The sequence below is a fragment of the Emticicia fluvialis genome (genome assembly GCF_024793945.1).
GTDB classification, from domain to species: domain Bacteria; phylum Bacteroidota; class Bacteroidia; order Cytophagales; family Spirosomataceae; genus Emticicia; species Emticicia fluvialis.
The window spans coordinates 247090-273891 of the sequence record NZ_JANUSD010000003.1; the positions used below are offsets into that span (position 1 = coordinate 247090).

The window sequence follows — 26802 nt, forward strand, 5'->3', positions numbered from 1 at the left end:
TGCTTATGAACAGAAAATTAGCTCTGCTAGTGTGGCTCGCTATGCTTGCCACTAGCACAATTGCGCAAAATACAAAGCCATTATGGCTAGACGACCTGCCCATTAAGTCGTATTCTGAGGGCATACCGGCAGTTTTACCTAAAACCAATGCCGCCGGCGACCAGATGAAAATAGCCGGTAAAACCTTCGCGCATGGTGTGGGGGTCAGCTCGACAAGTGTGCTGTCGTTTCAGCTGGCAGGGCATGCCGATTCATTTTCGGCCATGGTTGGGGTTGACGACCTGGGCATAAAAAATCTGCCGCACCGTTTTTACGTAATTGGCGACAAACAAATACTTTTTGACAGCGGCGAAATGCGCTGGGGCGATGCCCCCAAGCCTGTAAATGTAAACCTTGCAGGCATACAACGCCTGGGTTTGCTGGTGCTGGTTGATATAGATATAAACCGCACCTTTACCAACTGGGCCGATGCAGCTTTTGTGATGAAAGACAATTTTATACCCGCTACCATACCCAACCAGCAGCAGCGGTACATTCTTACGCCACAACCAGACAAAAAACCGCGCATCAATTCTGCAGGTGTGTTTGGTGCAAGGCCGGGTAATCCGTTTTTATATACCATTGCCGCCACCGGCCAAAGACCGGTAACGTACTCGGTTCAAAACCTGCCCAAAGGTTTGTCGGTAGATACCCAAACGGGCATTATCAGCGGTAAAGTAATGCAGAAAGGCACTTATACAGCTAACCTGAAAGTCCGCAATGCCTTTGGAGAAGCCCAAAAGAAATTAACCATAACCATTGGCGATACCATTGCGCTTACCCCGCCTATCGGCTGGAACGGCTGGAACTCGTGGGCAAAAAACATTGACCAGCAAAAAGTGAAGGCCTCTGCCGATGCAATGGTAAAAATGGGCCTGAACCAGCACGGCTGGACCTACATTAACATTGACGACGCCTGGCAGGGGCAGCGTGGCGGTGCATTAAACGCCATTCAGCCAAATGAGAAGTTTCCGGAGTTCAGAAAAATGGTTGATTACATCCATTCGCTGGGTCTGAAAGTGGGCGTATATTCAACACCCATGATCACCAGTTATGCAGGATACATTGGCGGCTCGTCAGATTACCCGAACGGCCGCATAACCGATTCCATCAAAAACAACAAAAGGGCGTTCAGGTACATAGGCAAATATACTTTTGAAGAGAACGACGCCCGGCAAATGGCCGCATGGGGCATTGATTACCTGAAATATGACTGGCGGATTGACGTAAAAGCTGCTGAAAAAATGTCGGTGGCACTCAGAAACTCCGGCCGGGATATTGTGTACAGTATTTCAAACTCTGCCCCCTTTGCCTATGCCAAAGACTGGGCAAGGCTCACCAACAGTTTCAGAACAGGCCCCGACATCCGCGATAGCTGGCTTAGCCTGTATCATTCAGCCTTTACGCTCGACAAATGGGCTCCCTACGGCGGCCGTGGCCACTGGCTTGACCCCGACATGATGATACTGGGGAATGTAACCACGGGCTCTGCCCTGCACCCTACCCGCCTGACACCCGACGAGCAATACAGCCACGTGAGCCTTTTCAGTCTGCTTTCGGCGCCTTTACTGATTGGTTGCCCCATTGAGCAGCTCGATGCCTTCACGCTGAATCTGTTAACTAATGATGAAGTAATAGAAATAAACCAGGACCCTGCCGGAAAACCCGCCCGGCTGGTAAAAGAAGAAAACGGCGTGCAAACCTGGGTGAAACCGCTGGCAGACGGCTCTTATGCCATCGGGCTGTTTAATATAGCCTACTATGGGCAAACACCGCAGTCTTATTTCAGATGGGACGATGAAAAAGCTATTCATTACAACCTTGATCTGAAGGCACTCGGGTTACAAGGCCGCTATCAGTTGAGAGACGTATGGCGGCAGAAAAACCTGGGTGTTTTCAGTGGGGTTTATCCAGGCACTATTAACCATCATGGAGTGGTAATGCTCAGAATTTCGCCCGTAAAATAATCTAACGACCCCCTACTATGTTCAGAATAAATTTTTTCGCCTTAACCTTTACACTATTATGGTCTGCCGCCGGTTTTGCCCAGCAAACACAAACCATCTGGCTCGACGACCTGCCGATTCAATCATTCTCTGAAGGACTCAGACCTGCTGTTGGCAAAAAAAACTATCAGGGAGATACGCTGCGCATCAACGGCCGCAGATACAGCCGCGGTATTGGTGCGCAGTCGCCCTGTGTGTTAGCCTTTGCATTGAATGGGCACGCCCGCAGTTTTACGGCCCTGATTGGAGCCGACGACATGGGCAATAAAGACCTGCCCCTGACTTTTTATGTACTGGGCGACGGCAAAGTACTGTTTGAAAGCAAACCCATACGCATTGGAGACACCCCACAGCCTGTTTCGGTAAATCTGCAGGGTATCAAACAACTCGGCTTGCTGGTTACCGACCCCGTTGGTGGCATTAATAACAAAAGAACTTATTGCAACTGGATAGACGCCCGGCTGGAAATGGCAGCCGGACATGCGCCGGAACACGTAATAACCCAAGGCGAAAAATATATACTTACTCCCAGGCCGTCGGCTAAGCCGCGTATCAATTCAGCCAGATTATTTGGCGCAACACCCGGCAATCCGTTTTTATACACCATTGCCGCCACCGGGCAAAAACCGCTCAGCTTTGCGGCCAGCCCCTTACCAAATGGGCTTGTGCTAGACATCCGCACGGGTATCATTACCGGAAAAGTAACCCAAAAAGGAACCTATCAGACAACCATTTCGGCAAGTAATGCGCTGGGGGTATCTACCCGTAACTTAACCATTGTTATTGGCGATACCATTGCACTTACCCCACCCATTGGCTGGAATGGATGGAACTCGTGGGAGGCTAACATTGACCGCGAAAAAGTGATGGCCTCTGCTGACGCGATGGTGAAATCGGGTCTGAAAGACCACGGCTGGACCTACATAAATATTGACGACGCCTGGCAGGGCGAACACAGCGGCCCAGAATCGGCCTTGCAACCGAACAGTAAGTTTCCGGACATGAAAGGCCTGTTTGACTACATCCATTCATTGGGGCTGAAAGCCGGGCTCTACTCAACCCCATATATATCAAGCTATGGCGGATACGCCGGGGCATCGTCTGACTTTGAGAAAGGTGGCGAAAACCATGAGTCTATCATCGTAAACCGCCGGTCATTTAACCGCATTGCCAAATACAGATTTGAAGAAGCAGATGCCCGGCAAATGGCAGCATGGGGGGTAGATTTTCTGAAATATGACTGGCGGATTGACGTAAACTCTGCCGAGAGAATGCGTAATGCACTCAACAAGTCGGGGCGTGATGTGGTCTTCAGCCTTTCAAATAATGCCCCTTTCGACAAAGTAAAAGATTGGGTGCGTACCTCAAATATGTACCGCACCGGGCCAGATATTAAAGACAGCTGGACAAGCCTTTATATGACTTCTTTCTCGCTCGACAAGTGGTCGCCGTATAGCGGGCATGGCCATTGGGCAGACCCCGACATGATGATTGTAGGCAAGGTAGCCATTGGCTCTGAGATGCACGATACCCGCCTGACACCCGACGAACAATACAGCCACGTGAGCTTGTTCAGCCTGCTGGCTGCCCCGCTGCTGATTGGCTGCCCCATTGAACAGCTGGACGATTTCACACTTAATCTGCTATCGAACGATGAAGTGATAGAAATTAATCAGGACCCGCTGGGCAAAGCTGCCCGGCTGATAGACAACAAAAACGGCGTTGAAATATGGAAAAAACCACTGGAAGACGGCTCTTTTGCCATTGGCCTTTTTTACACCGCCGACTTCGGCAAAAGTCCGGAGTCGTATTTTCACTGGGGTAACGAAAAACCCACCGTTTTCACCCTCAATCTGGCTGAAATAGGCCTGAGTGGCAACTATCAGCTTCGCGACGTCTGGCGGCAGAAAAACCTGGGGCGTTTCAGTAGTACTTATAAAACCCCCATCAGGCATCATGGGGTGGTGCTGCTACGGGCAACACCTGTCAAATAATTTTATATATCTATTAATCGGCAGGCATAATGAGCAAAACAATTTTCATACTGGCTTTCGTGCTGGGTTTCATCAGCACAAAGGCACAGCAAAGCAGCCCCTTATATAACAAAAGGTTTACTTACAAAACCCTTTCTGCCTATCAGAAAAAACTGTTTGATACTTTTCTGAACAGCGAAATACCCCCCGGTGTAAAGGCAGAAACCACGCTGACAGACCATGCCAGCCTGCGCTCAAAAACCAGAGTGGCACAGGCACTGCTGTTTAGAAACGCACCCGGCGACATTGAACAGGCAAAGGTTATTTTGAAATGGATTTTGCAAAACCAGTATCAGGACGAAACCTCTGAACTGTATGGCATCTGGAAAACCTCAGTGCTGAACGACAGATTCGATAAAAACTGGCGGGAGTTTATCGGCTGCGACCTCATCATCATCCGTCAGAAATACAGACACCTGCTGCCTGCCGACATGCTGAAAGACATAGATACAGGGCTGCTGCACGCGGCAAAGGGCGCTTTTAAAAGAAACGTAGGCGCCGACTACACCAATATATCTATCATGAGTGCCTTTCTGATGGAATACACAGGCACTGCCCTGGGTATAGATTACCTGCAAAAAGCAGGGGTGGCCAAGGCCCAAGCCATATTCAGTCTGTATCAGGCTCACAAAACTTTCAGCGAATACAATTCGCCTACTTATTATGGCGTAAACCTGATTGGCCTGGCCTTATGGCGAGAAATGTCATTTTCGAAAGAACTGCGCGAAATGGCGCATTCGCTTGAAAAAGATTTCTGGCAGGAAATTGTGCTGTTCTATAACCCTGTGCTAAAGAACATGGCCGGGCCGTATTTCAGAGGCTATGGCATGGAAATGACCCGCTACTTGTCTATCACCGGAATCTGGATTGCGCTGGCAGTTGACAACGAAGCGCTGGCGCCGATACCTGCCGGAATAGGCCGCAAATATGGCGAAATGAGCAACCTCAGCACTATTTTTCATCTGGGGCTGTCAATACCTGTTGCGGCGCTTCAATCCATGAAAGCCCAATCGTTTCCGGTATTTGTAAACAGAGATGTACCAAATAATTACACCGGAGACAGTATCAAAGCCGTAAGTGCTGCCATCTATAAGAACTGGATGATGGGCGCCATGTGGGGCAATAAGCGCGTATGGGAACAAATAAAGACCGGAACCATACACTGGAAAAATACCAGCGGCACAACCGGATGGCTGGCCATACAGGGCGACGGCCACACCAATTTAAAAACCACCCGCACCACCATGCAGATTTTCAGCAGCAGCCCGGAGGCGCATCAGCTTGAAGTGCTGGTTTACAGCCCGGCTACGCTGCCCGACCATTTTATGAAACAGAACTGGAACTTATCGGGTTTTGCAATGCAGGTAAAAACCAGCCTGAAGGTATTGAACATAGAAAAAACAGACCCCAAAACGGCCGAGAAAAAATATGCCATAGCAGACGACGTACCGTTTTTCTATAAAATAACGTATGAGGTGCCTGCCATGCAGAAACTGACACAACCCATCATTGAAATAACACCCGGAAAATAATTTATTCAACCCTACATTATATAAAAATGAGTTCTCGCAGAAATTTTATCAGAAACACTGCCGCAACACTAGGCGGATTAGGTTTAATGGAATTGTTGCCCCTTGAAGCGCTGGCATCTATCAGAAAAAAAGTTGCCCCCAGCGACAGAATCAACGTGGGCCTGATTGGGGTAAAAAACCAGGGCTTTAATAACATAAGGGCATTTCTGAAAATAAATGAAATTAACCTGACAGCCATTTGTGATGTAGACGACGAACAACTGGATAAACGCAAAGCCGACCTGAGCAAGGCGGGTTTCCCGAATCTGAAAGTATATAAAGACTACCGCAAAATGCTGGAAGACAAAGAGCTGGATGCCGTGCTGGTAGCCACACCAGACCACTGGCATTGCCTGCAACTGGTTGACAGCCTGTCGGCCGGTAAGCACGTATATGTAGAAAAACCAGTGGCCAACTCTATTGCCGAAGCCAAAGCTATGGTACGCGCCGTTGAGGCGTCGGGCAAGGTAGTGCAGGTAAACCAGTGGCAACGCAGCCAGAAACACTTTAAAGACGCCGTTGCGTTTGTAAAATCGGGCCAGTTGGGTACCATCATCAATACCAAAACCTGGATGTACCGCGGCACTACTCCCCTGCCCAATGTGGCCAACGGCCCCGTGCCTGCAGGTGTAGACTATGATATGTGGCTGGGCCCGGCACTTAAAAGGCCATTTAATGCCAACCGGTTTCATTACGAGTTCAGGTGGTTCTGGGACTACGCCGGTGGCCTAATGTGCGACTGGGGCGTGCACCTGATAGACATTGTTTTGTGGGGCATGGGCGCCAGCGAGCCGCTGTCGGTATCGTCGGTAGGTGGTAAAAGGCTTTTCCCAGACGACCCGCGCGAAACACCGGATTACATTCATGTAACGTATGACTTCGGCTCATTCTCTAACACCTGGGAACACTACATGGGCATTGGTGCCGGGCAATATGGCAAAGGCCACGGCATTGCGTTTATTGGCACCAAAGGAACCCTGGTAGTAACCCGCAACGGCTGGGAGGTAATACCTGAAAAAGACGGTAAGGGATTCAGGATGGAGGCCGTTCCGTTGATTGAGAAGTCTGACAACGGGCTGGAACTACACGCCAGAAACTTTGTGGACGTAATGAAAAACGGCAAACCTGAACAACTGGCCTGCCCTATACACGCCGGAGCCACCGTGGCCATTAATGCACACATGGGTAACGTATCGCTCAGAAGCGGCGACAGAATCCATTGGGATGCCGCCAAAGGAAAATTTGACAACAAAAAGGCCAACGCGCTTATAAAACCAACCTACCATAATGGTTTTGTATTCCCAAAAGTTTAAATTTCGGGTGATATAGATTTGTTCAGTTTTTTCAATCAATCCACCCTTAATTGCATGAGAAGCCTAGCGCCCGCCATTCTGTTATTATTATTATTTTTTGAAGCCCGCTGTCAGGAACCTTTTCGCTTGCGGACGGATAAGCTGCTGAATACTCATCAGGTTTACCAAAGGGGCTTTCTGGTCGACATACCGCTTGATTCGGCCCTAAAACAGCAAAAACGCTATCAGTTTGCCTATATAAGCAACCCAAACCCGGTATTAAGCTGGGAAACACCCCGGGAGGCCGGCGGCGTAAATGCCTGCCAGATTCTGGCAGCAACTGATGCCCGCCTGCTGCAAAGCAACCGTGCCGACTTGTGGGATTCGCAAAAAATCAGTTCCCGTAAAAATCAGGTGGTTTATCAGGGCAAACCGCTTAGACCCGGCACCATTATTTACTGGAAAGTGCGCACCTGGAACCAAAAAGGCGTAGCCACGGCCTATTCGGCAACAGCAGCCTTTTATCTGAGCGAACCTGACGCCGCCGAGCCATTTGCCCACCAGCCGCTGGTAGCAGAAATGCAAAAACCCCGGCAGATAATAAAAACCACGGCAAACAGCTATTTTTTTGACTTCGGGAAAGATGCACTGGCGCAGATATCTTTGCACCTGACAAGCCCTGTAACTGATTCAATCTGGATTGAAGTGGGCGAAGCATTGGAAAAACCCGGTGTAATAAACAAAAACGCCGGTAGAAACATCCGCTATCATCAACAAAGAATATGGGTGAAGGCCGGTACGCACAGCTACGTGATAAACTGGCTACCCAACGAAAAACGGAATAGCCGGAATCCGGTTCAGATGCCCGCTTATATAGGCGAGGTGTATCCTTTCAGGTATTTGAGCTTGCATAACTTTCAGGGCAGCATCAACCCGCAATCAGTACAAAGAAAAATAGTTTTTTATCCGTTTGATGAAACCGCTTCTTCATTCAGCTCGGCAGATACGGTACTGAACCAGATATGGGACCTCTGCAAATATTCAATGAAAGCCACCAGCTTTACCGGTTATTATGTAGACGGCGACCGCGAGCGGGTTCCTTACGAGGCCGATGCGCTGATTAATCAGTTGTCGCACTATGCGGTTGATGCCGAATACAGCATTGGCAGGCGGTCGATGAATTACCTTATTTACCACCCTACCTGGCCCACCGAATGGAGCCTGCAAAATGTATTGATAGCCTGGAACGATTATCAATACACAGGCGATGACCTGCTGCTCAGAAAATACTACACCGAACTGCAGCACAAAATACTGATGCCACTTGCCGGTCCGGACGGCCTGATAAGCACCCGAACCAATAAACAAACTGATGATTTTCTGAAGACCATTCATATAACCGCCACGTTTGATAACCGCCGCGGCCTGCATGACAACGTAGACTGGCCTCAAACCGGCGACTACATTGGTAATGAAAAAGAATATAAAGGAGAAACCGATGGCTTTGTGTACAATACCTATAACGCGGTTATTAACGCCTATTATTACCGTAATCTGGTATTGATGAGCCAGATAGCCGCCATACTGGGCAAAACAGCCGACGCACAATTGTATGCCACTAAAGCAGCAGCAGTTTCGGGCGCTTTTCTGAAAACGTTTCAGGATACCCGCACGGGGTTAATAAAAGACGGCGACAGCACCAGCCACACCTCATTACATGCCAATATGTTTGCACTGGCCTTTGGGCTGGTGCCGCCAAAAGACAAGGCAAAGGTGGTGCAGTTTATTAAAACCCGCAAAATGGCTTGCAGCGTATATGGCGCGCAGTTTCTGATGGACGCCCTCTATGAAGCCGGAGAAGCAGACTATGCCCTGCAACTGCTGACATCAACCGCACAGCGCAGTTGGTATAACATGATAAGGGTGGGCTCTACCATTACACTGGAAGCCTGGGACAAAGTCTATAAGCCTAATCTGGACTGGAACCACGCCTGGGGCGCAGCGCCGGGTAATGTTATTGTGCGGAAGCTGATGGGGGTAGAACCCCTTGACCCCGGTTTTAGTACTTTCAGCATAAAACCACAGCCGGGCAGCCTGGCATGGGCATCGCTTAAAACCCCTACCCTCAAGGGGCCTGTGCAGGTTTCTTTCAATAGAACCGCCACTGTATTTACCATGAAAGCAGAGGTACCCGGCGGCACTAAAGCCATGATTTACATACCTGCCGATAAAACCAAAAAGCAGCTGAGCATTAACGGGCAACCAAGCCGCATAAAACCCGGTAACGGTTATTATTTAATACCCAATGCAGGCCCCGGCCACTATACATTTGAACTGAAGTAATGCAACAAGAATCATTTTTTCTGACCATGAATAAAAAAAACACCCTCTGCACCCTGCTATGCTTTTTTGTGCTGTCGGCAGGTTTTGCGCAGAAACCCAACATAGTTTATATACTGGCTGACGATCTGGGTATCGGCGACGTATCATCCTACAACCCTAATGGTAAAATTTATACCGAAAACATTGATAAACTGGCGCAATCGGGGGTTCGGTTTACTGATGCCCACACTACCTCGGCTGTTTGCACCCCTACCCGATACAGTATTATGACAGGCCGTTACAACTGGCGCACCACCATGAAAAAAGGAGTGTTGCACGGTTACGATACCCCATTGATAGACCCAAAACGCGAAACTGTGGCATCTTACCTTAAAAAGCAGGGCTATAAAACGGGTATGGTGGGCAAATGGCACCTGGGCATGACCTGGGGCAACATTGAAGCAGGCGAAAAAAAGGTGGATTTCAGCAAGCAGGTGCGTAACAGCCCGAACAGCAACGGTTTCGACTACTCGTTCATTATTCCTGCGTCGTTAGATATGCCCCCTTATGCCTACGTAGAAAACGGCTTCTGTACGGCTATACCCAAAGATACCTGCGAAGGCCGCAAAGGCATTGAGCTGTTCAGGGCTGGCATAAGCGCCCCCGATTTTAAACCGGAAGATGTAATTGGCAGGTTTACAGAAAAGGCGCTGTCGTTCATCAACCAGAACGCCAATAAAGAAAAACCCTTCTTTTTGTATTTTCCGCTGGCCGCGCCGCATACACCTGTGCTACCCATCGGCGATTTTGTGGGCAAAAGCAAGGTGTCTCCGTATGGAGATTTTGTACTGATGGTAGATGACGTGGTAAAACAGGTAGTGGCTACCCTGAAAAAGAACGGTATTTACGACAACACCATTATTGTTTTTACGTCAGATAACGGCTTTGCCAATTCGGCCAACCTGCAGGCGCAACTATCAAAAGGGCATAATCCGTCTATAGATTACCGCGGGCTGAAAACCGATATTTACGAAGGTGGCCACCGTGTGCCGTTTATTGTTCATTGGGGCAAGGTAGTAAAAACCGGAAAAGTGTCAGATCAGTTGCTTTGCAGTACCGATTTTTTCAGAACCGTAGCCGAGCTGAACAAAACCAGCCTGAAAGACAACGTGGCCGAAGACAGCTACAGTTTTTTAAGCGAATTAACAGGCCGTAAACCAACCCATGCCCCGCGTGCTTCGGTTATTCATCATTCGTCTAACGGATATTTTGCTATCAGAAAAGGTAAATGGAAACTCATTATGTGTTCGCACTCGGGCGGCAATGGCAAACCCAAAGAAGACAGCGAAGAAGCAAAAGCTTTACCGCCGATTCAGCTCTATGACCTGTCGACAGACATAGCAGAAACCCGGAATGTGTACGCCGCACACCCTGAAGTAGTAAAAGAACTGACCGCCCTGCTTACCAAAAATGTAAAAGATGGCCGAAGCACACAAGGTAAAATACAAACCAACGACGGCCCTGCCTACTGGAGCCAGCTTACCTGGCTGGGTAAATAATATAGATTGAAAAATGTTTCAGAGAATGAATATAAATAAATATACGCTTACTTTTTTTGTTACCCTGGCAGCGGTGAGCGCCTCTTTCGCCCAAAAAATAAGACCCGTTGACCGTGTGAATCCGTGGGTTGATGCAGCCAATTCGCGCTGGTTTTTTTTCAATTCTGCCACAAGACCCTTCGGCATGGTTAACCTGAGCCCGGATACCGGCGTTAATTCAGACTGGGGTTCAGGCTATCGTTATCATTCAGACAGCATCAAGTGTTTCAGCCATTTGCACGACTGGCAGTTGTCTGGCATACCTGTGATGCCAACCGTTGGCGCGTTTAACGGCCATAAAGGTAACCAGCAATATGGGTCGCGGTTTTCGCACCAGACAGAAGTAGTAAAGGCGGGGTATCATAAAGTATTGCTGGATGCCTACCAGATAACCGCCGAACTGACCTCAACCACCCGTGTGGGGTTTCACAGGTACACCTTTCCTGAGTCAGACCAGAGCCATATCCTGTTCGACTTCTCTACTTTTCTGGGGCCGTCAGATACCCAGAAAGGTTATGTAAAAAAAGTAAGTAATCAGGAACTGGAAGGCTACGCCATTATGGCGCCCACTACCCGCCGACCCAAAACACTGACCGTATTTTTTGTAGCCGTTTTTGATAAACCATTTGATACCCTGAAAGGATGGCGTAAAGGCCAGCTGGAAGAAGTAGATAAAGTAATAGAAGGAGAAAAAACCGGGGTCTACGTCAGCTTTAAAACCAGAAAAAATGAAGTAAGACGCATGAAAGTGGGCGTATCGCTGGTAAGTGAAGAACAGGCTCGCCTGAACCTGAAAACAGAATTGCCACACTGGGACTTTGACAAAACAGTGGCCGACAGCCAGAATGACTGGAACGGCTGGCTAAGCCGCATTGAAATTGAAGGTGGAACCGAAACAGAGAAAAGCCGCTTTTATACCGACCTGTGGCACGCACTGCTGGGCAGAAGGATTATATCTGACGTAAACGGAAAATATGCCGACATGACAGGCCCCGAACGCCTCATTAAACAAATACCACTGGGTGCCGACGGTAAACCTAAATTTAACCACCATAACTTTGATGCCCTGTGGGGTGCACAGTGGTCGCTTAACACGTTGTGGCATCTGGTGTACCCTGAAGTAACGGAATCGTTCGTTAACTCAATGCTGCTGATGTATGCCGACGGCGGGCTGATACCCCGTGGCCCGGCAGGTGGTAATTATACTTTTGTGATGTCTGGCGCGCCCTCAACTCCGTTTATTGTAAGCGCGTATCTGAAAGGCATCAGAGGTTTTGATATTGCCAAAGCATACGAAGGTATGCGAAAAAACCATTTTCCGGGTGGTTTGATGAGCAAAGCCGGCTATGAACATAATACCATGAAAGGCGGCGGCATTGAATATTATATTGAGCGCGGGTATGTGCCGCACCCGCTTACGAACATTAAATACGGGTATCATCAGGATGGGTCAACCCAAACGCTTGAGTATGCCTATCAGGATTACACCCTGGCACAAATGGCTAAAAGCCTGGGCAAAACAGATGACTACCACCTGTTTATGAAACGCGCCGGCAACTACCGCAATATATATAATGCTGAAATAGGCTGGATGTGGAACCGCACCCTTGATGGCAAATGGGGCGCGCCGGTTGATATTCTGCGTTATGATAACGGCTGGGAAGAAGGCAATGCCGCACAGTATACCTGGTTTGTACCACATGACGTGCAGGGGCTTATTAACCTGATGGGCGGCCGCGAGGCGTTTACCAACAAGCTGAATACCTCTTTTGAGAAAGCAAGCGAACACGATTTTGTGTCGGGCAAATCTCATGACAAAGAAACCCTTGAACACCTGCGCCGGGTATATATCAACTACGGCAACCAGCCCTGTATGCAAACACCTTTTCTGTTCAATTTTGCCGGTGCCCCGTGGCACACCCAGTACTGGACACGCCAGATTATTGATAAGGTGTATAGTGGCATATCGCCAGACTCCGGGTATAGCGGCGACGAAGACCAGGGGCTGATGGGCAGCCTGGCCGTATTGCTTAAAACGGGTATATTCTCTACCAGCGGCGGCACTACCCCCAAACCTTATTATGAAATCAGCAGCCCGGTTTTCAGTAAAATTACTTTTCACCTAAACCCTCAATATTATAAAGGCAGGCAATTTGTGATTGAAGCCCGTAATAACTCTGCCACCAATGTTTACATTCAGTCGGCACAGCTAAACGGTGCGGCGCTCAACAAACCCTGGGTATGGCACAGCACTGTTACCAATGGTGGCAGGCTGGTGTTGAACATGGGGAAAGACCCCAACAAAAGCTGGGGCAGCAAGCCTGAGGATGCACCGGAATCGATGTCATCCAATCCTTAAAATGCAAATAACCCGGGTTTTCGCCCGGGTTATTTTATTATTTACCTGCATTTATCTGCTTAAAAATCTGTATTGGGTTCTTTCAGGTCAAGGCGTTTTATCCAGATATTGCGGTAAAGCACCTCATGGCCTTCGGCTTGCAGTTTCAGGCCGCCGGGCGTATCGGTAATACCTTTTCCACCATCGTTTCCCCCATCAATACCCGAATTAGGGCCACCCCATACCTGACTAATTTTGTGGTTTACATGCACTTTTTTACCGTTAAAGTAAAGTGTAACCATCGGCTGCTCTACGCGTTTACCGTCTTTAAACCGGGCCGCCCTGAACACAATATCGTAGGCATTCCATTTGCCTACACCCTTGTATGCATAGTAAGGAGACGGGGTTTCGTTGATAACCGCCGCCATACCGTGCGACGTGGTGTCGCCATCAAGCACCTGAATTTCATAACGGTTTTGCAGATACACCCCGCTGTTGCCCCCCGGCTTGCTGATAAAAAACTCAATGTGCGCCCTGAAATCGCGGAAAGTGTCTTTCGTAACTATATCTGCTGCTCCATACTTGCCACCGGCTCCGGCGGGGTCGTTGGTATTCAGTACAGTGCCTTTACCGGCAGGGTCATTTACAATGTACCATTTAATGGGCAGCGTGGCCGACAGACGGGGGCCTTCCCAGTAAGTCCATTTGTCATCAAGCATTTTGCGGCTGCCGTCAAAATAAACTACGGCTCCGGCCGGGGCTTTTACACCTACACCCTTTTGCTGCGCATGGGCAGCCCCCACCGCCACAGACAGCAGCGCCAGAGAATTAACTAAACCTTTGTAAATGTTACGTTTCATAGAGTACTGATATATTTTCGGTTGGTTGAATACGTAATTCACAGGTACCTGATTAGCCCAGTGCTCTGAATGAAACTGCTACAAAGCTTTTATTTCTGAGATGTTGATACCAATAAAGCAATCGTCCTGGCATCCGTCGTTTACAAATCCACAGCTTGAAATCATCCCGCTGTTTTTTGCTTCAAAATAAACAGATACCCCTTTTCTTTTTAGCAGCCATTGTGTTTCGGCTTTGGCATATACGTCGTCAAGGGTAATCAGGTCTGCTGCCGAAGTGTTTTTGTGTACCCCCAGGTTGCTGCCGGTTTCGCTCCAAGACAATACCTCTGCCAGCGACACACCATTTCTGGCTTTAAATTCTTCGGCCGTGGTTTTCATTAAAGCCAGTATTTTATTTACCTCTACCTCATCCCATCCGTTTGCCGGCATCCTGATATCATGAAACACAGTATATGTAAAATGCCGCTCGGTAACTTTACCTTTGGTTACAATCAGACTGGTTTTCCAGCCCGACCCTGCCCAGGTACCTGCGGTAACGGTGTACCTGTAAGAATTACCCGAAGTTTGCTTAAAAGTCTGCCAGGCATTAAGGCTTCTGTCAAAGTCGCGGTTATACGCAATGTTTTCTTTTTCGCAGGCCATTGCTGTCAAAAGTAAGATTATACTCAGAAATCTTTTCATTTTTAATAAGTTTTTTTTATTATCGACTCCCGCATTCAATAAAAGGTTGTAAAAAAATCAAAAAAAATAAACTGGTTTTTCAGGCATCGGCAAGCATATTGGTAAAACAAAAAATGCGTCAAAAAGACACATTTTCGCGTTTATTTCATTGAAAAATCCAATTTCCGGCCAAATCACTATTCATTCAGCCGCAATTATCAGCCTTTCAAAACTATCTATCGGCGGTTTAAAACCCGGTTTTCAAAAAATAATTATTATTTTTTTGATTAAAAGTATTTACTTTTAAAAAATCATACCGGTTAATCACCAAGCGGCAACCCATCAAACCTGTATCACTTCCTTAGGTTACCGCTGCAATGCCATTAAAGCTAATCAGTTTTCCTACAGCCCGGCAGCCGGATTTTGATCTAATAATTGTGCCAAACCAGAAAAACGTAAAACTGCATGAATGAGCTCTATTATCAGGCGTTTCTGAGTGAAAACGCCAAACCTGAAGGTTGCCTGTACCATAAAACAGCCGTTCTGCCGCAGTATCAACCCACAGCCCGCACGGCTGTAATAATACTTTAAGTATTCCGGTTTTTGCTTCATTTCGCAGCATAGTAGACTGCGGCCCAAAAAATAATTTTTTATAATATTAAAATTCTGAAGCATGTCTCTACTAAAAGACAAGTCAGACACCGAATATTCTGATTATCAGAACATTAACCCTGACGCGTTGAATTTTACATATTTACCTGCCTACGCCGGGTATTTGCTAAAAAACAAACTGCAGGATTTTAGCCGGGCAGTGCTGACCATTTCGCGCGAGGTAGAAGTACCTCTGCTGCGCTTTTTTGACAATATGCCGGAAGACGAACTGCTTAGTTTGTCAATGGAAGGTACGCGCGAGTTTCTTACCTACTTTGCAGATAACAGTGTGGCCGAATTTATTGATGTAACCTTAAAGCGGTGGTTAGAAAACCAACTGCCACAGATACAGCACCACGAAGTGGTAGCGAAGGATATATCAAGCGTTAACTTTGCACGCCGTAAAAGTCTGCGCCGTTTTCTGGCAGAATACACTCAGAATTTTGAACTCTACGATAACATCCTCAACGAAATAGACCAGTTTATACTGGCCATAGAAGACCGCTCTTATAATACGCTTTTCGACCTGAAACAGCAGCGCATTAACGAGCATCTCTATTTTATTGACAAAATAAACAATACCTTGCCGGGTGTTATTTACCTGTATGACCTGGCCGAAAAAAAAGAGGTTTACTCAAACATTAAAGCACAGCATATACTGGGATTCAGCCCCGGCGAGCTGGGTAGTGCCATGTTTATCAATATGCTGCACCCGGACGACGCCCCGAAAAGACTGGAACAGCTGACGGGCTTTGCCGATGCACGCGACGGCGTAATAAAAAGCATTGAATTTAGAATACAACATAAAAACGGCCGGTATCACTGGTTTCGCTCTTATGAGAGTATATTTAAAAGAAACCCTGACGGCCAGCCTGCTCAGATAATCGGGCTGATGCTGGAGATTACAACCGAAAAGGAATCAATGCAAACCCTGCAACTGCGCGAACAGCAACTACGGGAAGCATACGAAATTGCCGGAATTGGCAGTTTCGAGTGGGATTTGCAAGGCGGGGAGTCTGTGTTTTCTGACCAGATGTTGAAGGTACTTGACCAGGACAGCCCGACGGATTATCTGACGTTTCTGAATTATGTTCACCCGGCCGACCAGACCAAACTGACAGGGGCCATTAATGAAGCCATTGTAGGTGGTGGCCATTATGAATGCGAATACCGCTATAACCGGGGGAAAGATAAGATTATCTGGACGCGCGGGGTGGTTACTTTCCTGAACGACAAGCCATTTAAAATGCGCGGCACAGTAATGGACATAACCGAGCGGCACAAAATAATGCAGAAGCTGGAAGAAACCATAGAACTGCACAAACAGGCACAGGCGCTTACGCACATTGGCAACTGGGCCTGGGACATACCCAATAACGTAATTGAGTGGAGCGACGAAATGTATCGCATTTACGGCCTTGAGCCGCAGTCGGAGAAAATTGACTTTGAACGTTTTATGGGTCTTGTGCACCCTGATGACCGCGAAAGACGCCTGAACGAGATTCAAAGCGCGCTGGCCAATCATATTGCCGAAGATTATGTGCTAAAGATTAAATGGGACGACGGCACCATCAGGATTCTGCAAGGCAGAGGAGAGATAATTCTGGACGATAGCAACAAACCGGTAAAACTAACCGGCACCTGCCAGGATGTAACCGAACAATACCACATAAACTGCGAACTTGAGCAAACCAATAAAGAACTGCAACGCCGCAACGAAGAGCTAACGGCCTTTAACTACATTGCCAGCCACGATTTGCAGGAACCGCTGCGAAAAATAAAGCTGTTCAGTAACCGGATATTTGAGAAAGATTATGAGCAGCTGCCAGCCACAGCCAAAGAGTTTCTGCCCAGAATACTGAACTCGGCCAACCAGATGCAGAAACTTCTGAATGACCTGCTGGCCTTTTCAAGAGCTACCCTGACCGACCACATATTTGAAAGTGTCAGCATTGAGCAGGTACTTGAAGAAATAAAGACGTCGCTCAAAGAAACCATTGAAGAAAAACAGGCGGGCATTGTTTATGGCGAAATACCATTGATGCAGGTTATACCTTACCAGTTCAGGCAATTGCTTGAAAACATCATTGTAAATGCCATTAAATACAGCAAACCTGACCTTCCGCCGGAGATACAAATTGAATCGGAACAGGTGCAGGGCAAATACCATGTAAAAGAAGGCGCCAGCGCAGGCACTAATTATTACAGGCTTAGTGTTACAGACAACGGCATTGGCTTTGACCAACAGTATGCCGAAAAAATATTTGAGCTTTTTCAGCGTCTGCACAGCAAGAACGAATATTCCGGCACCGGTATCGGGCTGGCTATATGCAAGAAAATCATTCAGAACCATCAGGGATTCATTACCGCCACCAGTGAGCCAGGCAAAGGCGCAACATTTAGTATTTTTATACCGGTGTAAGTCAGTTATTATCTAAAACCTGCCTTCAAGGGCTAATACCCGCGAAAGGCAGGTTTTAAAGTTACCCTTACCCCAGAATCGGCGTTGTCAGAATCACCTCGCGGCTTTCCAGCAATGGTACAATTTTACCCACTACTATTTCCTGAAAATGGGCTGAGCTGCGGTGTTCGGCAACGGCTTCATTGCTTGTGTATCCTTCAAACAATACAATAGTATTGGCATCTGTATTACTCTGGTGGATATCATAAAACAAATTCCCTTCTTCTTCTCTGCTTTTAACGGCAGCCTGGCTAAGCAGACTGAGTACGGTATCTAAATGGCCTTCTTTTACCTCCCATGTGGCAAATACGTGCACTGGTATCTGGTTCATTTCTTATAATTTTTTAGTATCAAACAAAATTTTTATTGCTTTCATCACAAGCCTCTGTCAAATATACGCCAAGGCCCGTGTTTATGACTATCAGGCTTCAGGAACAGCAATCATTTTACCGGCCACTCCTCTGGCTGATGCCGGATTCTGCCCCGTTACCACCCGGCCCTCGGCAATACTATTGGCTGTTCAGATAGCAGTGGTAGTAAAAATGGCTTCTTCACTGGCAAAATCTCTGGCTATGGCCAGGCCTATACCAACAGTTGAGCGGTATACCAAAACCTATTTGGTTTTTTTGCAAGTCCATGATTACTGGGTGTCGCCTGGCTGATACACAGACACTCCGCAATCAGTTTTTTGGGTACACATGGGTAAAGTCTTGAAAACGCCTCGTATCGCCGCTGTGGCGTGCCAGATAGCATCAACATAATGCGCTGCTGATTCGCACAATACCCATGTTGAGCTTGACCCGGAAAAAAACGGAAACACTTACTGAGTTATGCCAATAAAAAAGAGGCATGACCCCGCCATGCCTCATGTGTTATACTATCAATATAAACCCTAATGGTTACTAATTAATCTTCTTCTTCCTCTTCTTTCAGCACTAAAAATGCACTTCTTTTGGGTGCAGGCATACGGCTGTTTAACCCTTTTACCGATTGCCAGACAATGCGGCTGAACTCAAGGTCGTTAATCAAATCTGGTCTGGATAAATCAAACTCCGCCGATTTAATGGCATTTCTGTTAACGGCCAGGTTTTTCTCGTTTAGGTCTATGTTATTCTTTAAGGCTGTAAATGGCTGTTTACTGGGGGTTTTACTGAAACAACGCCACATAGGTGTGGCGGCGGCATCATACTGGCTCATAGGGGGTATGCCCAGAATTAACTCCATCGTTCTCAGCATACTAGATGTTGAATACATGGTATGGTCTACAAAGCCGCGCTTTACATATCCACCTGCTACGTAGGCGGTTGAGCGGTGCGCATCTACGTGGTCGGAGCCGTTCTGGGCGTCATCTTCCAGAATAAATATAACTGATTGCTGCCATATACCAGATTTTGAAAGATGCTCTACCAGTTTTCCTACGGCCAGGTCATTATCAGCCACCATGGCTGTAGTGGTTGGCATGCCAACTCTTGCCCCCGCGGTATGGTCGTTTCCGAGACGGATAATATTCAATTGCGGCACTTTATTAATGGCCCGCAGCGAGTCAAAATCAGCTTTCCAGGCTTCAAAACGGGTTACATCTTTTATAGACAGGTTGTAAGATGGGTATTTCAGGCTGCAATTGTTTTTCAGGTTGGGCAGTTTCAGGCGTTGCTCAGCAAACTCGCCATAAGACCTGAAACTTACCCCTGCCCGATGGGCGAAATCCCAGAGAAAACCATTTTTCGGATACGCAATTTCGCGGCTACCTTCGTAGTCATAAGTACCACCGCGCCCGCCGTAGCTTGTTACCCAGGTTTTCTCTACGTAGTCATTGGCGTAGGCCGCCATTGACCAGTTGTGCCCGTCAGCACTTACTTCTGCATCAACATAAAAATTATCGAGCAAAACAAATTCTTTTACAAGGGCATGCTGATTAGGGGTGGTACGTTCCGGAAACAAACATAGGGTGGTATCGCCGTTACCTGCTTTTACGTCGCCCAGAACCTGGTCATACGTGCGGTTTTCTTTAATGACATAAAACACATATTTAATTGGCGATTTCTGACCGTATCCGGTAGGAATCGGGTTACCTTTCTGCCCTTCGGTTTCCAGTTCTTTTGCTTTGTTATAAGGCGTATTTTCATATACTATTTCTGAATAATCTGCCAGTGTACGTTCGTCGGGATAATCAAAAATTGACAGGGTTCCTTTAAATAGCCCCCCGATATACTGTGTACCCCTCACGGCCTCGGGGTTGGCACCTTTGAATTGCGGACTTCTGGAACTAACCGGGTTGGGGCCCCTGGGGTTGGCAGAAGAAGACAGCCCCTTGCCATTGGTAACATATATTTTATTTCCGATGGCCTTTACAGAAGTTGGATACCAGCCCGTAGGAATAAAACCCAACGAACGGCTTTTGCCTTTTTCTTCTACCTCAAAAACAGCCAGACAGTTGTTATCTGCATTGGCTATAAATAGTTTTTCTTCGTCTTCACTTAAAGCAACGCCGTTGGGTGTTGACCCAACGGGTGCATCAGGATACAGCGCACATGAAAGCGTTTCGATACGCAGTTTTTGTCTGGTATCAATCACTGAAACGGTGTTGTCGTTCCCATGAGACACATACAGATACTGCCCGTCTCTGGTTAGCGCCATGTCGTTCGGGTTTTTATCAACGGCAATTTCATGGGTAATTTTTGATGTGGCAATGTCATAAATCAGAACTTTTGCCCCACCCCACAACGAAACGTACAACAATTGGTTATCAGGAGAAAGCAAACAGGTGTAGGCCTCGGCAGGCAATGGTATTTTTTTAAGGATACTTCTGGTAGCAATATCCAGCTGATACAGCGTATTGTTATCTTTTGCCACCACAAAAATGTGTTTAGCGGTGGCACAAAGCCCGGCAGGCGATACCTTAACAGGCCAGGGTTTATCGAGTATTATTTCGGCATCTTTTTGCAGTTGCCTGTTTTCAATTTTGTAAATATTGATTTTATTATCATTACCGGCCGACGCATAAATAAATTTTTCGTCGGGGCTAAAGGCCAGACCCAGCCAAGATTTCCCGATCGGCTCATCATCCAGAATCGTTTCTGTTTCGGCATCTATCAGCGTAATGCTCTGGGTACTTTGGCCGTTGTTGGTAACGGCAAGGTATTTTTTTGATGGCGACACCACCAGGTTCAGGGGTAAATCCTGCAGTTTCAGGCTTTTGCCAATGGGGGTTAACGACCAGCCATTGCTTAGTTTAATTCTTTTTAAGCCAAGCCTTTCAATGGCAGGCTTCCTGTCGTTGTCGTCCGGTTTCTGACTTCTGCAAGCCGTTAAAAGGCTCATAAAAACAATAAAAATGGCCAGGTACTTCATTTTTTTAAACTGATTTTGAGTAAAGAAACGTATAGAAAGAAAGCCGGTGGACGGAAAAGGAATGTTATGTGCGTGACGGCAAAAGAAAGTTAAAACCCATCTGAGGCTGAATTTAAGAATATTTTCAGTGATATAATTGATGGGCCAGGCTGATTATTTATTTGGGAAAGCCGTAAAATTAATCTTCACTTTTAAAGTGAACATTAACTAATGGTTGCCAATGTATTAACAACAGCAAAAAACGCTGGCATGGGCAACCAAAAAACGTAGATTGGCGAACAAACCGCCTCAGTTTTACCATAAGAATTTAAACGCCCAATATTACGGCATACGCCATGGCATATCGCCCAAAGCGGGTGTATTGGCAAGGTGTTGTTCCGGGTGTATTAATGAGCCGTCCTGATTATCCATATACCCACCAGAACGGCAACAGACATAACCGAGCCTACTATTAATAAACGTTTTCTGGGTTCTTCAAAAACAGGTACGCGGCCCAGCATTAGATACAAAGTAACTGTACACCAGATGTAAATGATACTTACCACCATATAACCGGGCAGATAATGATAAGGGCTGAAGGGTGTACCGCTTAAATCAATAAACCCCAAAGAATAAGCCATTATAAGCAAACAATTGAGATTCAGCAGGAAGTTTTTCATGGTAGTCGAAGCAATTTCTTTAATAACAGCAAAACGATGCCATAAACTTAGGATATCTGTTCAACTTTTCAAATTTTTGAAACTCTTTTTTTAATACCGTACCAACAAAAACCCATAAGTGGTCATTTATTTTGTGGTTGTTACAATTATCTATATCTTTATGCTCTAAGAAATACTTTTTTATTTTATCTTCGGGGCTAACATCATTTTCCATTTTTTAATTTTTGAGCTTTGTAAATTTGCAAGATGAATTTTAATACAATCCTGCTCATAGATGATGATGATGACGACCAGGAGATTTTTCTTACAGCTGTTAAGCAAATCTCTTCGTCGGTAAGGTACTTCTGCTTTAATAGTGGAAGAGAGGCTTTACATAAACTTTCGCTGGGAGAAATTCAACCTGAAGTGATTTTTCTCGACCTGAACATGCCGCTCATGAGTGGCCAGGAATTTCTTTATAAAATCAAACAAAAAGACACGCTGGCGCATATACCTGTGATTATCTTATCTACTTCAGCAGACCCCAATACCAGAGAACTGACCATAGACCTGGGCGCACACATGTTTATTACCAAGCCCGGCGATTTTGGACAACTGGTAGAAATCCTGACCCCTTTAATCAGCTAACTTTATTTTATGACAACATCAGACAAGGCCCTGAACGATTACCCCTTTTTAAACGGAGGCGGCGAAATGGGCGATTTGATGAGAAAAAAAGACTGGAGCCAGACTGCCATTGGTATCCCGGCAAACTGGCCGGTGCAGTTGAAACAAATGGTGGCCACCATGCTGAACGTGCAGTCGCCGATGCTTATCTGCTGGGGCGATTCTTTTACACAACTCTATAACGACGCCTTTATTACCTTACTGGGTGCCAGGCGGCACCCGAATGCGTTGGGTAGCAGCACCAGCGAAATCTATACTGAGGCATGGGAAAGTTTCATGGCTCCGCTATTTAGCAGAGTTCAGGGCGGCGAACCGGTTTCATTCAAGGATTTCAAGCGTGTAATTAACCGCAATGGCTTTGATGAGGAGGTATATCTTGATTTTTCGTACAGCGCAATAAAAGATGAAAACTGCCAGACACAGGGTATATTGGTAATATGTAACGAAACATCCGACAAGGTTGCGTCAATCAGGAAGCTATCCGAAAGCGAATCCCGTTTCAGAGCCCTGATAGAAGAAGCGCCAATTGCTACGTCGTTGTATGTAGGCCGTGAACTCATTATTGAAGTGGCCAACGAAAAAATGCTAAACCTGTGGGGCAAAGATGCATTTGTAATTGGCAAGCCATTGGCTTATGCCCTGCCTGAACTGGAAGGCCAGCCTTTTCTGGATATTCTTGATAACATATTTGATACCGGCCTGCCTTACGAAGCCAAAGCCATGACCGCCGACCTGGAGGTAAATGGGGTTTTGAGCAGCTATATTTTTGATTTTACCTATAAACCGCTCTTTAATGCCGACGGCCAGGTTTATGCCATTATTAACATGGCTATTGACGTAACGGCGCAGACACTGGCCCAGCAAAAAATAGCCGAAAGCCAGCGCGAGTTGCTGTCGTCGTTTGAAGAATCGCCGGTGGGTATTGCCATTATCAGCAAAGAGAACCTTACTTTCAGAAACGTTAATGCGTTTTATGCCACGCTTGTAGGCCGCAGTAAAACCGAACTAATAAACAAACCTTTGCTTGAGGCGCTACCTGAAATGAAAGGACAGGGTTTTGACCAGCTGCTCAATAATGTTATTGAAACCGGCCAATCTTATAATGCCAAAGAAGCAAGGGTGGAGATTTTCAGGAATGGAAAACTTGAAACCATCTATGTTGATTTAACGTATCAGCCACGGGCCGAAGGTGAAAACGAGATTGTTGGTGTGCTTGTGGTTGCCAATGATATAACCGAGCAGGTGGTTACCCGGAAAAGAATTGAAGAGAATGAAACCAAACTGAGCACCATCATATCGTCAGCGCCTGCCAGTATTGGTTTATATGTAGGCAAAGATCTGATTATTGAAAACCCTAATCAAACGTTTATTGAGCTGATGGGCAAAGGGCCTGCCATTGAAGGCAAACCCCTGAAAGAAGTAATGCCAGAGCTGATAACTGAAAACCAGCCGTTTTTACAAATTCTTGAAGAGGTAATGATAACCGGCAAAGCCTACCATTCTTTTGGCTCATTGGCCAAAATTGTAAAAAACGGGGTAATGACCAGCAGCTATTATAATATTACTTATACCCCCGTATTTAATGCCGACAAAGAAACCAGCGCCATACTTGAAATTGCAGTTGATGTAACTGAACAGATAAAAGCCCAACAGGCGCTGGAAGAAGCCGAAGCAGAATTGCGTGGGGCGGTTGAACTGGCAGGGCTGGCTACCTGGAAATTGGACATAAAAAATATGGAATACACCTTCTCGCCACTTTTTAAGGAGTGGACTGGTTTATCATTAAATTCGGGAGATATAGAAAAAGTTAATGAGTGTATTCCGGAGCCTTACCGCACACAAATGCAAAACCTGAACACCAAAGCTACAGAACAGGGCGGCACAGGTACTTATGAGTATGAACACCCGATTATTAACCTGCAAACAGGGCAGAAACGAATTATACGTGCACAGGGGCAGGTTTTTTATGATTCAGCAGGAGAAGCCGCTTTTATGAGTGGGTCGGCGCAGGATATAACCATGCAGCGGCAAATGCAACTGGCATTAGAGAATCAGGTAAAAGAACGTACCAAAGAACTGGACGAAGCCATTGAAAAACTGCAACTTATTGTGGAAGAACTGGCCGAATCAAACACGAAGCTGACACACTCAAATGCCGAACTGGCTCAGTTTGCCTACATTGCCTCTCATGATTTACAGGAGCCGCTACGAAAAATTACGATTTTCTCTCAATTACTGGAAAAGTCGCTGGGCGAAAACCTGCCGGCAGAGTCTAGTAATTTTCTGACTAAAATAAAGAATTCTGCCAATCGGATGACAGCTCTTATCCGCGACGTATTGATGTACTCACAGCTTGCGAAAGAGAATCAGAATTTTGAACGGGTTGACCTGAATGTGATTCTTGAGCATATTCTGACAGACTATGACCTGCTGATTGAGCAAAAGCAGGCGGTTATACGTAAACAGCCATTGCCGGTAATAAAGGCTATTCCGCTACAAATGACCCAGCTGTTTGCCAATTTAACGGGTAATGCCCTGAAATTTGTAAAAGCCGGTGTTCAGCCAGTAATAGACATCAGCGCCAGTGTGCTTACCAAAGAAGAGATAATTGCCTGCGGGCTTTCTACAGATTTTGGTTATTACAGCATAAGATTTGCAGACAATGGCATCGGGATTCCTGCCGAATATGCTGAAAAGGTTTTTCATATTTTCCAGAGACTACACCGGAAATCGGATTACGAAGGAACCGGTATAGGCCTGGCGATGTGCAAAAAAATTGCACAGAATCATAATGGGGACATCGTTGTGGAGAACAATAGTAATGGTGGTGCAACTTTTAACGTGATACTTCCGGCTTACGCTTAGGCAATCAACAGATACTGATTACTTTCTGAATCAAAAACCGGGTTTGGCCTAATTCCTGCTTCATAAACTTTACTCAGAAGGCATTTTCAGCCCACATTATGAATAACCAGCAAGCCCACAATTAATGCAAACGACATTAATGAGGCTATTGTGATGATTCTTACCTTGATGCTTTCAAAGAACGGAACCCGTGCAAACAAGGTATTTAAGGTGTAAACACCCCAGACAAAATAAAGGATAAAAAACATCTCGCCGGTAATAAAATTGTAGATACTGAGTTTCGTGCGAGACAACTCATCAACTACAACCGGACAAGCTAAAAATGCAACAAAATTGAGGTTATGAAGCAGATTTTTCATAAGTCACATCAGTTTGATGGTTAGCGTTTAGATTAATTAATTGATTATGGTACAATTCTGATATAAAATTATATTATCTCAAGTACATTTTCAAGTTTTTTGGATTTTTCTTTAAAATATTTTTTGGCAGCACCCCAGACCACGTAACCGGCAGGTTTTTAAGGTTATAAATTCCGGCTATTACCAGAGCCGTATTTTTATTACTGTTGGCAAAATCAACCAGCCCCAGTTTATTGATTTTGGGGCCTGTAACTGCCCAGGGTACCTGCATTTCGGTCATCGACACCCCCCCATGCCCTTCCGGCAGGCCACCGTGGTCGGTTATCAGCATAAAATATGTATCGGCATACAAATCGGCAGCTTTAAGTTTGGCAAGCAGCTCGCCAATGGCTACATCTGCTTCTTCAATGGCGGTTATGTATTGGGGCGACATCCACTTGTGGTCGTGTCCGGCAAAATCGGTATGCACACTATATAGAAATAGTGTGGTGGGGTAATTCCGGTTTTTTAACAGGTAATCATAGGCTTTGTCGTAATTGGCGCGGTATTTAAACTCTTTCTCGAACGAAATTTCATCAAAGTACTTTTGGTTCATTGAGTTAATCAGCTTGCCCCAATTATAAAAATACCCGATTCTGATGCCCGGCACCTGCTCTTTCAACAGCTTGAATACGTTTGGGTAATAGCCCTCCTGGTCTTTTTCTAAGGCTTGCAGCTCATGGGCATCCAGTTTCCATTCATTATTTACGATGCCGTGTTCTTCAGGCCCTGCGCCAGACAAGTGGCTGGTCCAGTTCGGCAAGGTTATAGAGGGCATAACCGGGCGGGTAGTTAAAGACAGTATGCCTTCGGCCACCAGAGCATCTATATTCGGGTGCCTGGCAGTTTTGTAGCCCTCGGCGCTGAAGCCGTCAAGCCCGATAATTACCAGCCTTTGCGCCTGGCTTTTGACACTGACTAAGCCTGAGAGGCAAAGGCTAACGAACAGGATTTTGATTGTTTTAATCATCATTTATTTAGTTTTAAAATACAAAAAAGCCGCAGTGCCAGATGCACCGCGGCAACTGTGGT

The 26802-nt window shown here is 46.4% G+C and carries 18 protein-coding genes; 11 read left to right on the top strand and 7 right to left on the bottom strand.

All coding sequences use genetic code 11. The annotated features are described in order from the left end of the window. Positions 1-5: 5 nt before the first annotated feature. From NZ848_RS04920 to NZ848_RS04950, 7 genes are read left to right on the top strand one after another with little or no spacing between them, the layout of a single operon-like run. On the top strand, positions 6-2006 hold the full coding sequence (locus NZ848_RS04920; RefSeq protein WP_259014596.1) for an NPCBM/NEW2 domain-containing protein: 2001 nt from the start codon (positions 6-8) through the stop codon (positions 2004-2006). Positions 2007-2023: 17 nt separating this feature from the next. Beyond that, the gene (locus NZ848_RS04925) at positions 2024-4039 is read left to right on the top strand and encodes an NPCBM/NEW2 domain-containing protein (RefSeq protein WP_259014597.1); all 2016 of its coding nucleotides are present in this window, start codon (positions 2024-2026) and stop codon (positions 4037-4039) included. A 29-nt stretch (positions 4040-4068) separates the two neighbouring features. Then, the gene (locus NZ848_RS04930; RefSeq protein WP_259014598.1) at positions 4069-5610 is read left to right on the top strand and encodes a hypothetical protein; all 1542 of its coding nucleotides are present in this window, start codon (positions 4069-4071) and stop codon (positions 5608-5610) included. Between the two features lie 26 nt (positions 5611-5636). Further along, positions 5637-6962, top strand: coding sequence for a Gfo/Idh/MocA family protein (locus tag NZ848_RS04935; protein WP_259014599.1), 1326 nt, complete (start codon positions 5637-5639; stop codon positions 6960-6962). Positions 6963-7016: 54 nt separating this feature from the next. Next, positions 7017-9284 carry an alpha-L-rhamnosidase-related protein gene (locus NZ848_RS04940; RefSeq protein WP_259014600.1) on the top strand — a complete coding sequence of 756 codons (2268 nt, stop codon included), beginning with the start codon at positions 7017-7019 and terminating at the stop codon, positions 9282-9284. Continuing rightward, complete coding sequence (locus tag NZ848_RS04945; RefSeq protein WP_259014601.1) at positions 9284-10822, top strand: sulfatase family protein; 1539 nt, start codon at positions 9284-9286, stop codon at positions 10820-10822. Before NZ848_RS04940 ends, NZ848_RS04945 begins: the two co-directional genes overlap by 1 nt. 25 nt (positions 10823-10847) lie before the next feature. Further along, positions 10848-13220, top strand: coding sequence for a GH92 family glycosyl hydrolase (locus NZ848_RS04950; protein WP_259014602.1), 2373 nt, complete (start codon positions 10848-10850; stop codon positions 13218-13220). A gap of 59 nt (positions 13221-13279) precedes the next feature. Here the strand turns inward: NZ848_RS04950 and NZ848_RS04955 are convergent, their stop codons facing one another. Beyond that, positions 13280-14059: a 3-keto-disaccharide hydrolase gene (locus NZ848_RS04955; RefSeq protein WP_259014603.1), complete on the bottom strand. Its 780-nt coding sequence runs from the start codon at positions 14057-14059 to the stop codon at positions 13280-13282. Between the two features lie 78 nt (positions 14060-14137). Then, positions 14138-14740, bottom strand: a complete 603-nt coding sequence (locus NZ848_RS04960) for a hypothetical protein (RefSeq protein ID WP_259014604.1) — start codon at positions 14738-14740, stop codon at positions 14138-14140. 444 nt (positions 14741-15184) lie between these two features. On the opposite strand from NZ848_RS04960, the gene NZ848_RS04965 reads away from it, so the two are divergent. Together NZ848_RS04965 and NZ848_RS04970 are read left to right on the top strand one after the other, a co-directional pair. After that, complete coding sequence (locus NZ848_RS04965; protein WP_259014605.1) at positions 15185-15310, top strand: hypothetical protein; 126 nt, start codon at positions 15185-15187, stop codon at positions 15308-15310. A gap of 82 nt (positions 15311-15392) precedes the next feature. Next, positions 15393-17792 carry a PAS domain-containing sensor histidine kinase gene (locus NZ848_RS04970; RefSeq protein WP_259014606.1) on the top strand — a complete coding sequence of 800 codons (2400 nt, stop codon included), beginning with the start codon at positions 15393-15395 and terminating at the stop codon, positions 17790-17792. Positions 17793-17859: 67 nt separating this feature from the next. Here NZ848_RS04970 and NZ848_RS04975 read toward each other — a convergent pair whose 3' ends face one another. The 3 genes from NZ848_RS04975 to NZ848_RS04985 all read right to left on the bottom strand — a co-directional run bounded on the left by NZ848_RS04975 (position 17860) and on the right by NZ848_RS04985 (position 21841). After that, positions 17860-18162 (bottom strand): putative quinol monooxygenase, encoded by a 303-nt coding sequence (locus NZ848_RS04975; RefSeq protein WP_259014607.1) that lies wholly within the window; start codon positions 18160-18162, stop codon positions 17860-17862. 575 nt (positions 18163-18737) lie between these two features. Further along, positions 18738-21182, bottom strand: coding sequence for a beta-propeller fold lactonase family protein (locus NZ848_RS04980; protein WP_259014608.1), 2445 nt, complete (start codon positions 21180-21182; stop codon positions 18738-18740). A 386-nt stretch (positions 21183-21568) separates the two neighbouring features. Next, positions 21569-21841: a hypothetical protein gene (locus NZ848_RS04985; RefSeq protein ID WP_253525756.1), complete on the bottom strand. Its 273-nt coding sequence runs from the start codon at positions 21839-21841 to the stop codon at positions 21569-21571. Between the two features lie 246 nt (positions 21842-22087). Between NZ848_RS04985 and NZ848_RS04990 the strand changes: the two genes are divergently transcribed. Together NZ848_RS04990 and NZ848_RS04995 are read left to right on the top strand one after the other, a co-directional pair. Then, on the top strand, positions 22088-22468 hold the full coding sequence (locus tag NZ848_RS04990) for a response regulator (RefSeq protein WP_253525759.1): 381 nt from the start codon (positions 22088-22090) through the stop codon (positions 22466-22468). 9 nt (positions 22469-22477) lie between these two features. Continuing rightward, the gene (locus tag NZ848_RS04995; RefSeq protein WP_259014609.1) at positions 22478-25372 is read left to right on the top strand and encodes a PAS domain-containing sensor histidine kinase; all 2895 of its coding nucleotides are present in this window, start codon (positions 22478-22480) and stop codon (positions 25370-25372) included. An 86-nt stretch (positions 25373-25458) separates the two neighbouring features. Here the strand turns inward: NZ848_RS04995 and NZ848_RS05000 are convergent, their stop codons facing one another. Further along, positions 25459-25731, bottom strand: coding sequence for a hypothetical protein (locus NZ848_RS05000; protein WP_101726334.1), 273 nt, complete (start codon positions 25729-25731; stop codon positions 25459-25461). Between the two features lie 73 nt (positions 25732-25804). Beyond that, positions 25805-26743: an alkaline phosphatase family protein gene (locus NZ848_RS05005; RefSeq protein WP_259014610.1), complete on the bottom strand. Its 939-nt coding sequence runs from the start codon at positions 26741-26743 to the stop codon at positions 25805-25807. Positions 26744-26802 lie beyond the last annotated feature (59 nt).

Excerpts from the sequence above, each read along its gene's own strand:
- NZ848_RS04920 (WP_259014596.1), top strand. The coding sequence starts at position 6 with ATGAACAGAAAATTAGCTCTGCTAGTGTGGCTCGCTATGCTTGCCACT.
- NZ848_RS04925 (WP_259014597.1), top strand. The coding sequence starts at position 2,024 with ATGTTCAGAATAAATTTTTTCGCCTTAACCTTTACACTATTATGGTCT.
- NZ848_RS04930 (WP_259014598.1), top strand. The coding sequence starts at position 4,069 with ATGAGCAAAACAATTTTCATACTGGCTTTCGTGCTGGGTTTCATCAGC.
- NZ848_RS04935 (WP_259014599.1), top strand. The coding sequence starts at position 5,637 with ATGAGTTCTCGCAGAAATTTTATCAGAAACACTGCCGCAACACTAGGC.
- NZ848_RS04940 (WP_259014600.1), top strand. The coding sequence starts at position 7,017 with ATGAGAAGCCTAGCGCCCGCCATTCTGTTATTATTATTATTTTTTGAA.
- NZ848_RS04945 (WP_259014601.1), top strand. The coding sequence starts at position 9,284 with ATGCAACAAGAATCATTTTTTCTGACCATGAATAAAAAAAACACCCTC.
- NZ848_RS04950 (WP_259014602.1), top strand. The coding sequence starts at position 10,848 with ATGAATATAAATAAATATACGCTTACTTTTTTTGTTACCCTGGCAGCG.
- NZ848_RS04955 (WP_259014603.1), bottom strand. The coding sequence starts at position 14,059 with ATGAAACGTAACATTTACAAAGGTTTAGTTAATTCTCTGGCGCTGCTG.
- NZ848_RS04960 (WP_259014604.1), bottom strand. The coding sequence starts at position 14,740 with ATGAAAAGATTTCTGAGTATAATCTTACTTTTGACAGCAATGGCCTGC.
- NZ848_RS04965 (WP_259014605.1), top strand. The coding sequence starts at position 15,185 with ATGAATGAGCTCTATTATCAGGCGTTTCTGAGTGAAAACGCCAAACCT.
- NZ848_RS04970 (WP_259014606.1), top strand. The coding sequence starts at position 15,393 with ATGTCTCTACTAAAAGACAAGTCAGACACCGAATATTCTGATTATCAG.
- NZ848_RS04975 (WP_259014607.1), bottom strand. The coding sequence starts at position 18,162 with ATGAACCAGATACCAGTGCACGTATTTGCCACATGGGAGGTAAAAGAA.
- NZ848_RS04980 (WP_259014608.1), bottom strand. The coding sequence starts at position 21,182 with ATGAAGTACCTGGCCATTTTTATTGTTTTTATGAGCCTTTTAACGGCT.
- NZ848_RS04985 (WP_253525756.1), bottom strand. The coding sequence starts at position 21,841 with ATGAAAAACTTCCTGCTGAATCTCAATTGTTTGCTTATAATGGCTTAT.
- NZ848_RS04990 (WP_253525759.1), top strand. The coding sequence starts at position 22,088 with ATGAATTTTAATACAATCCTGCTCATAGATGATGATGATGACGACCAG.
- NZ848_RS04995 (WP_259014609.1), top strand. The coding sequence starts at position 22,478 with ATGACAACATCAGACAAGGCCCTGAACGATTACCCCTTTTTAAACGGA.
- NZ848_RS05000 (WP_101726334.1), bottom strand. The coding sequence starts at position 25,731 with ATGAAAAATCTGCTTCATAACCTCAATTTTGTTGCATTTTTAGCTTGT.
- NZ848_RS05005 (WP_259014610.1), bottom strand. The coding sequence starts at position 26,743 with ATGATGATTAAAACAATCAAAATCCTGTTCGTTAGCCTTTGCCTCTCA.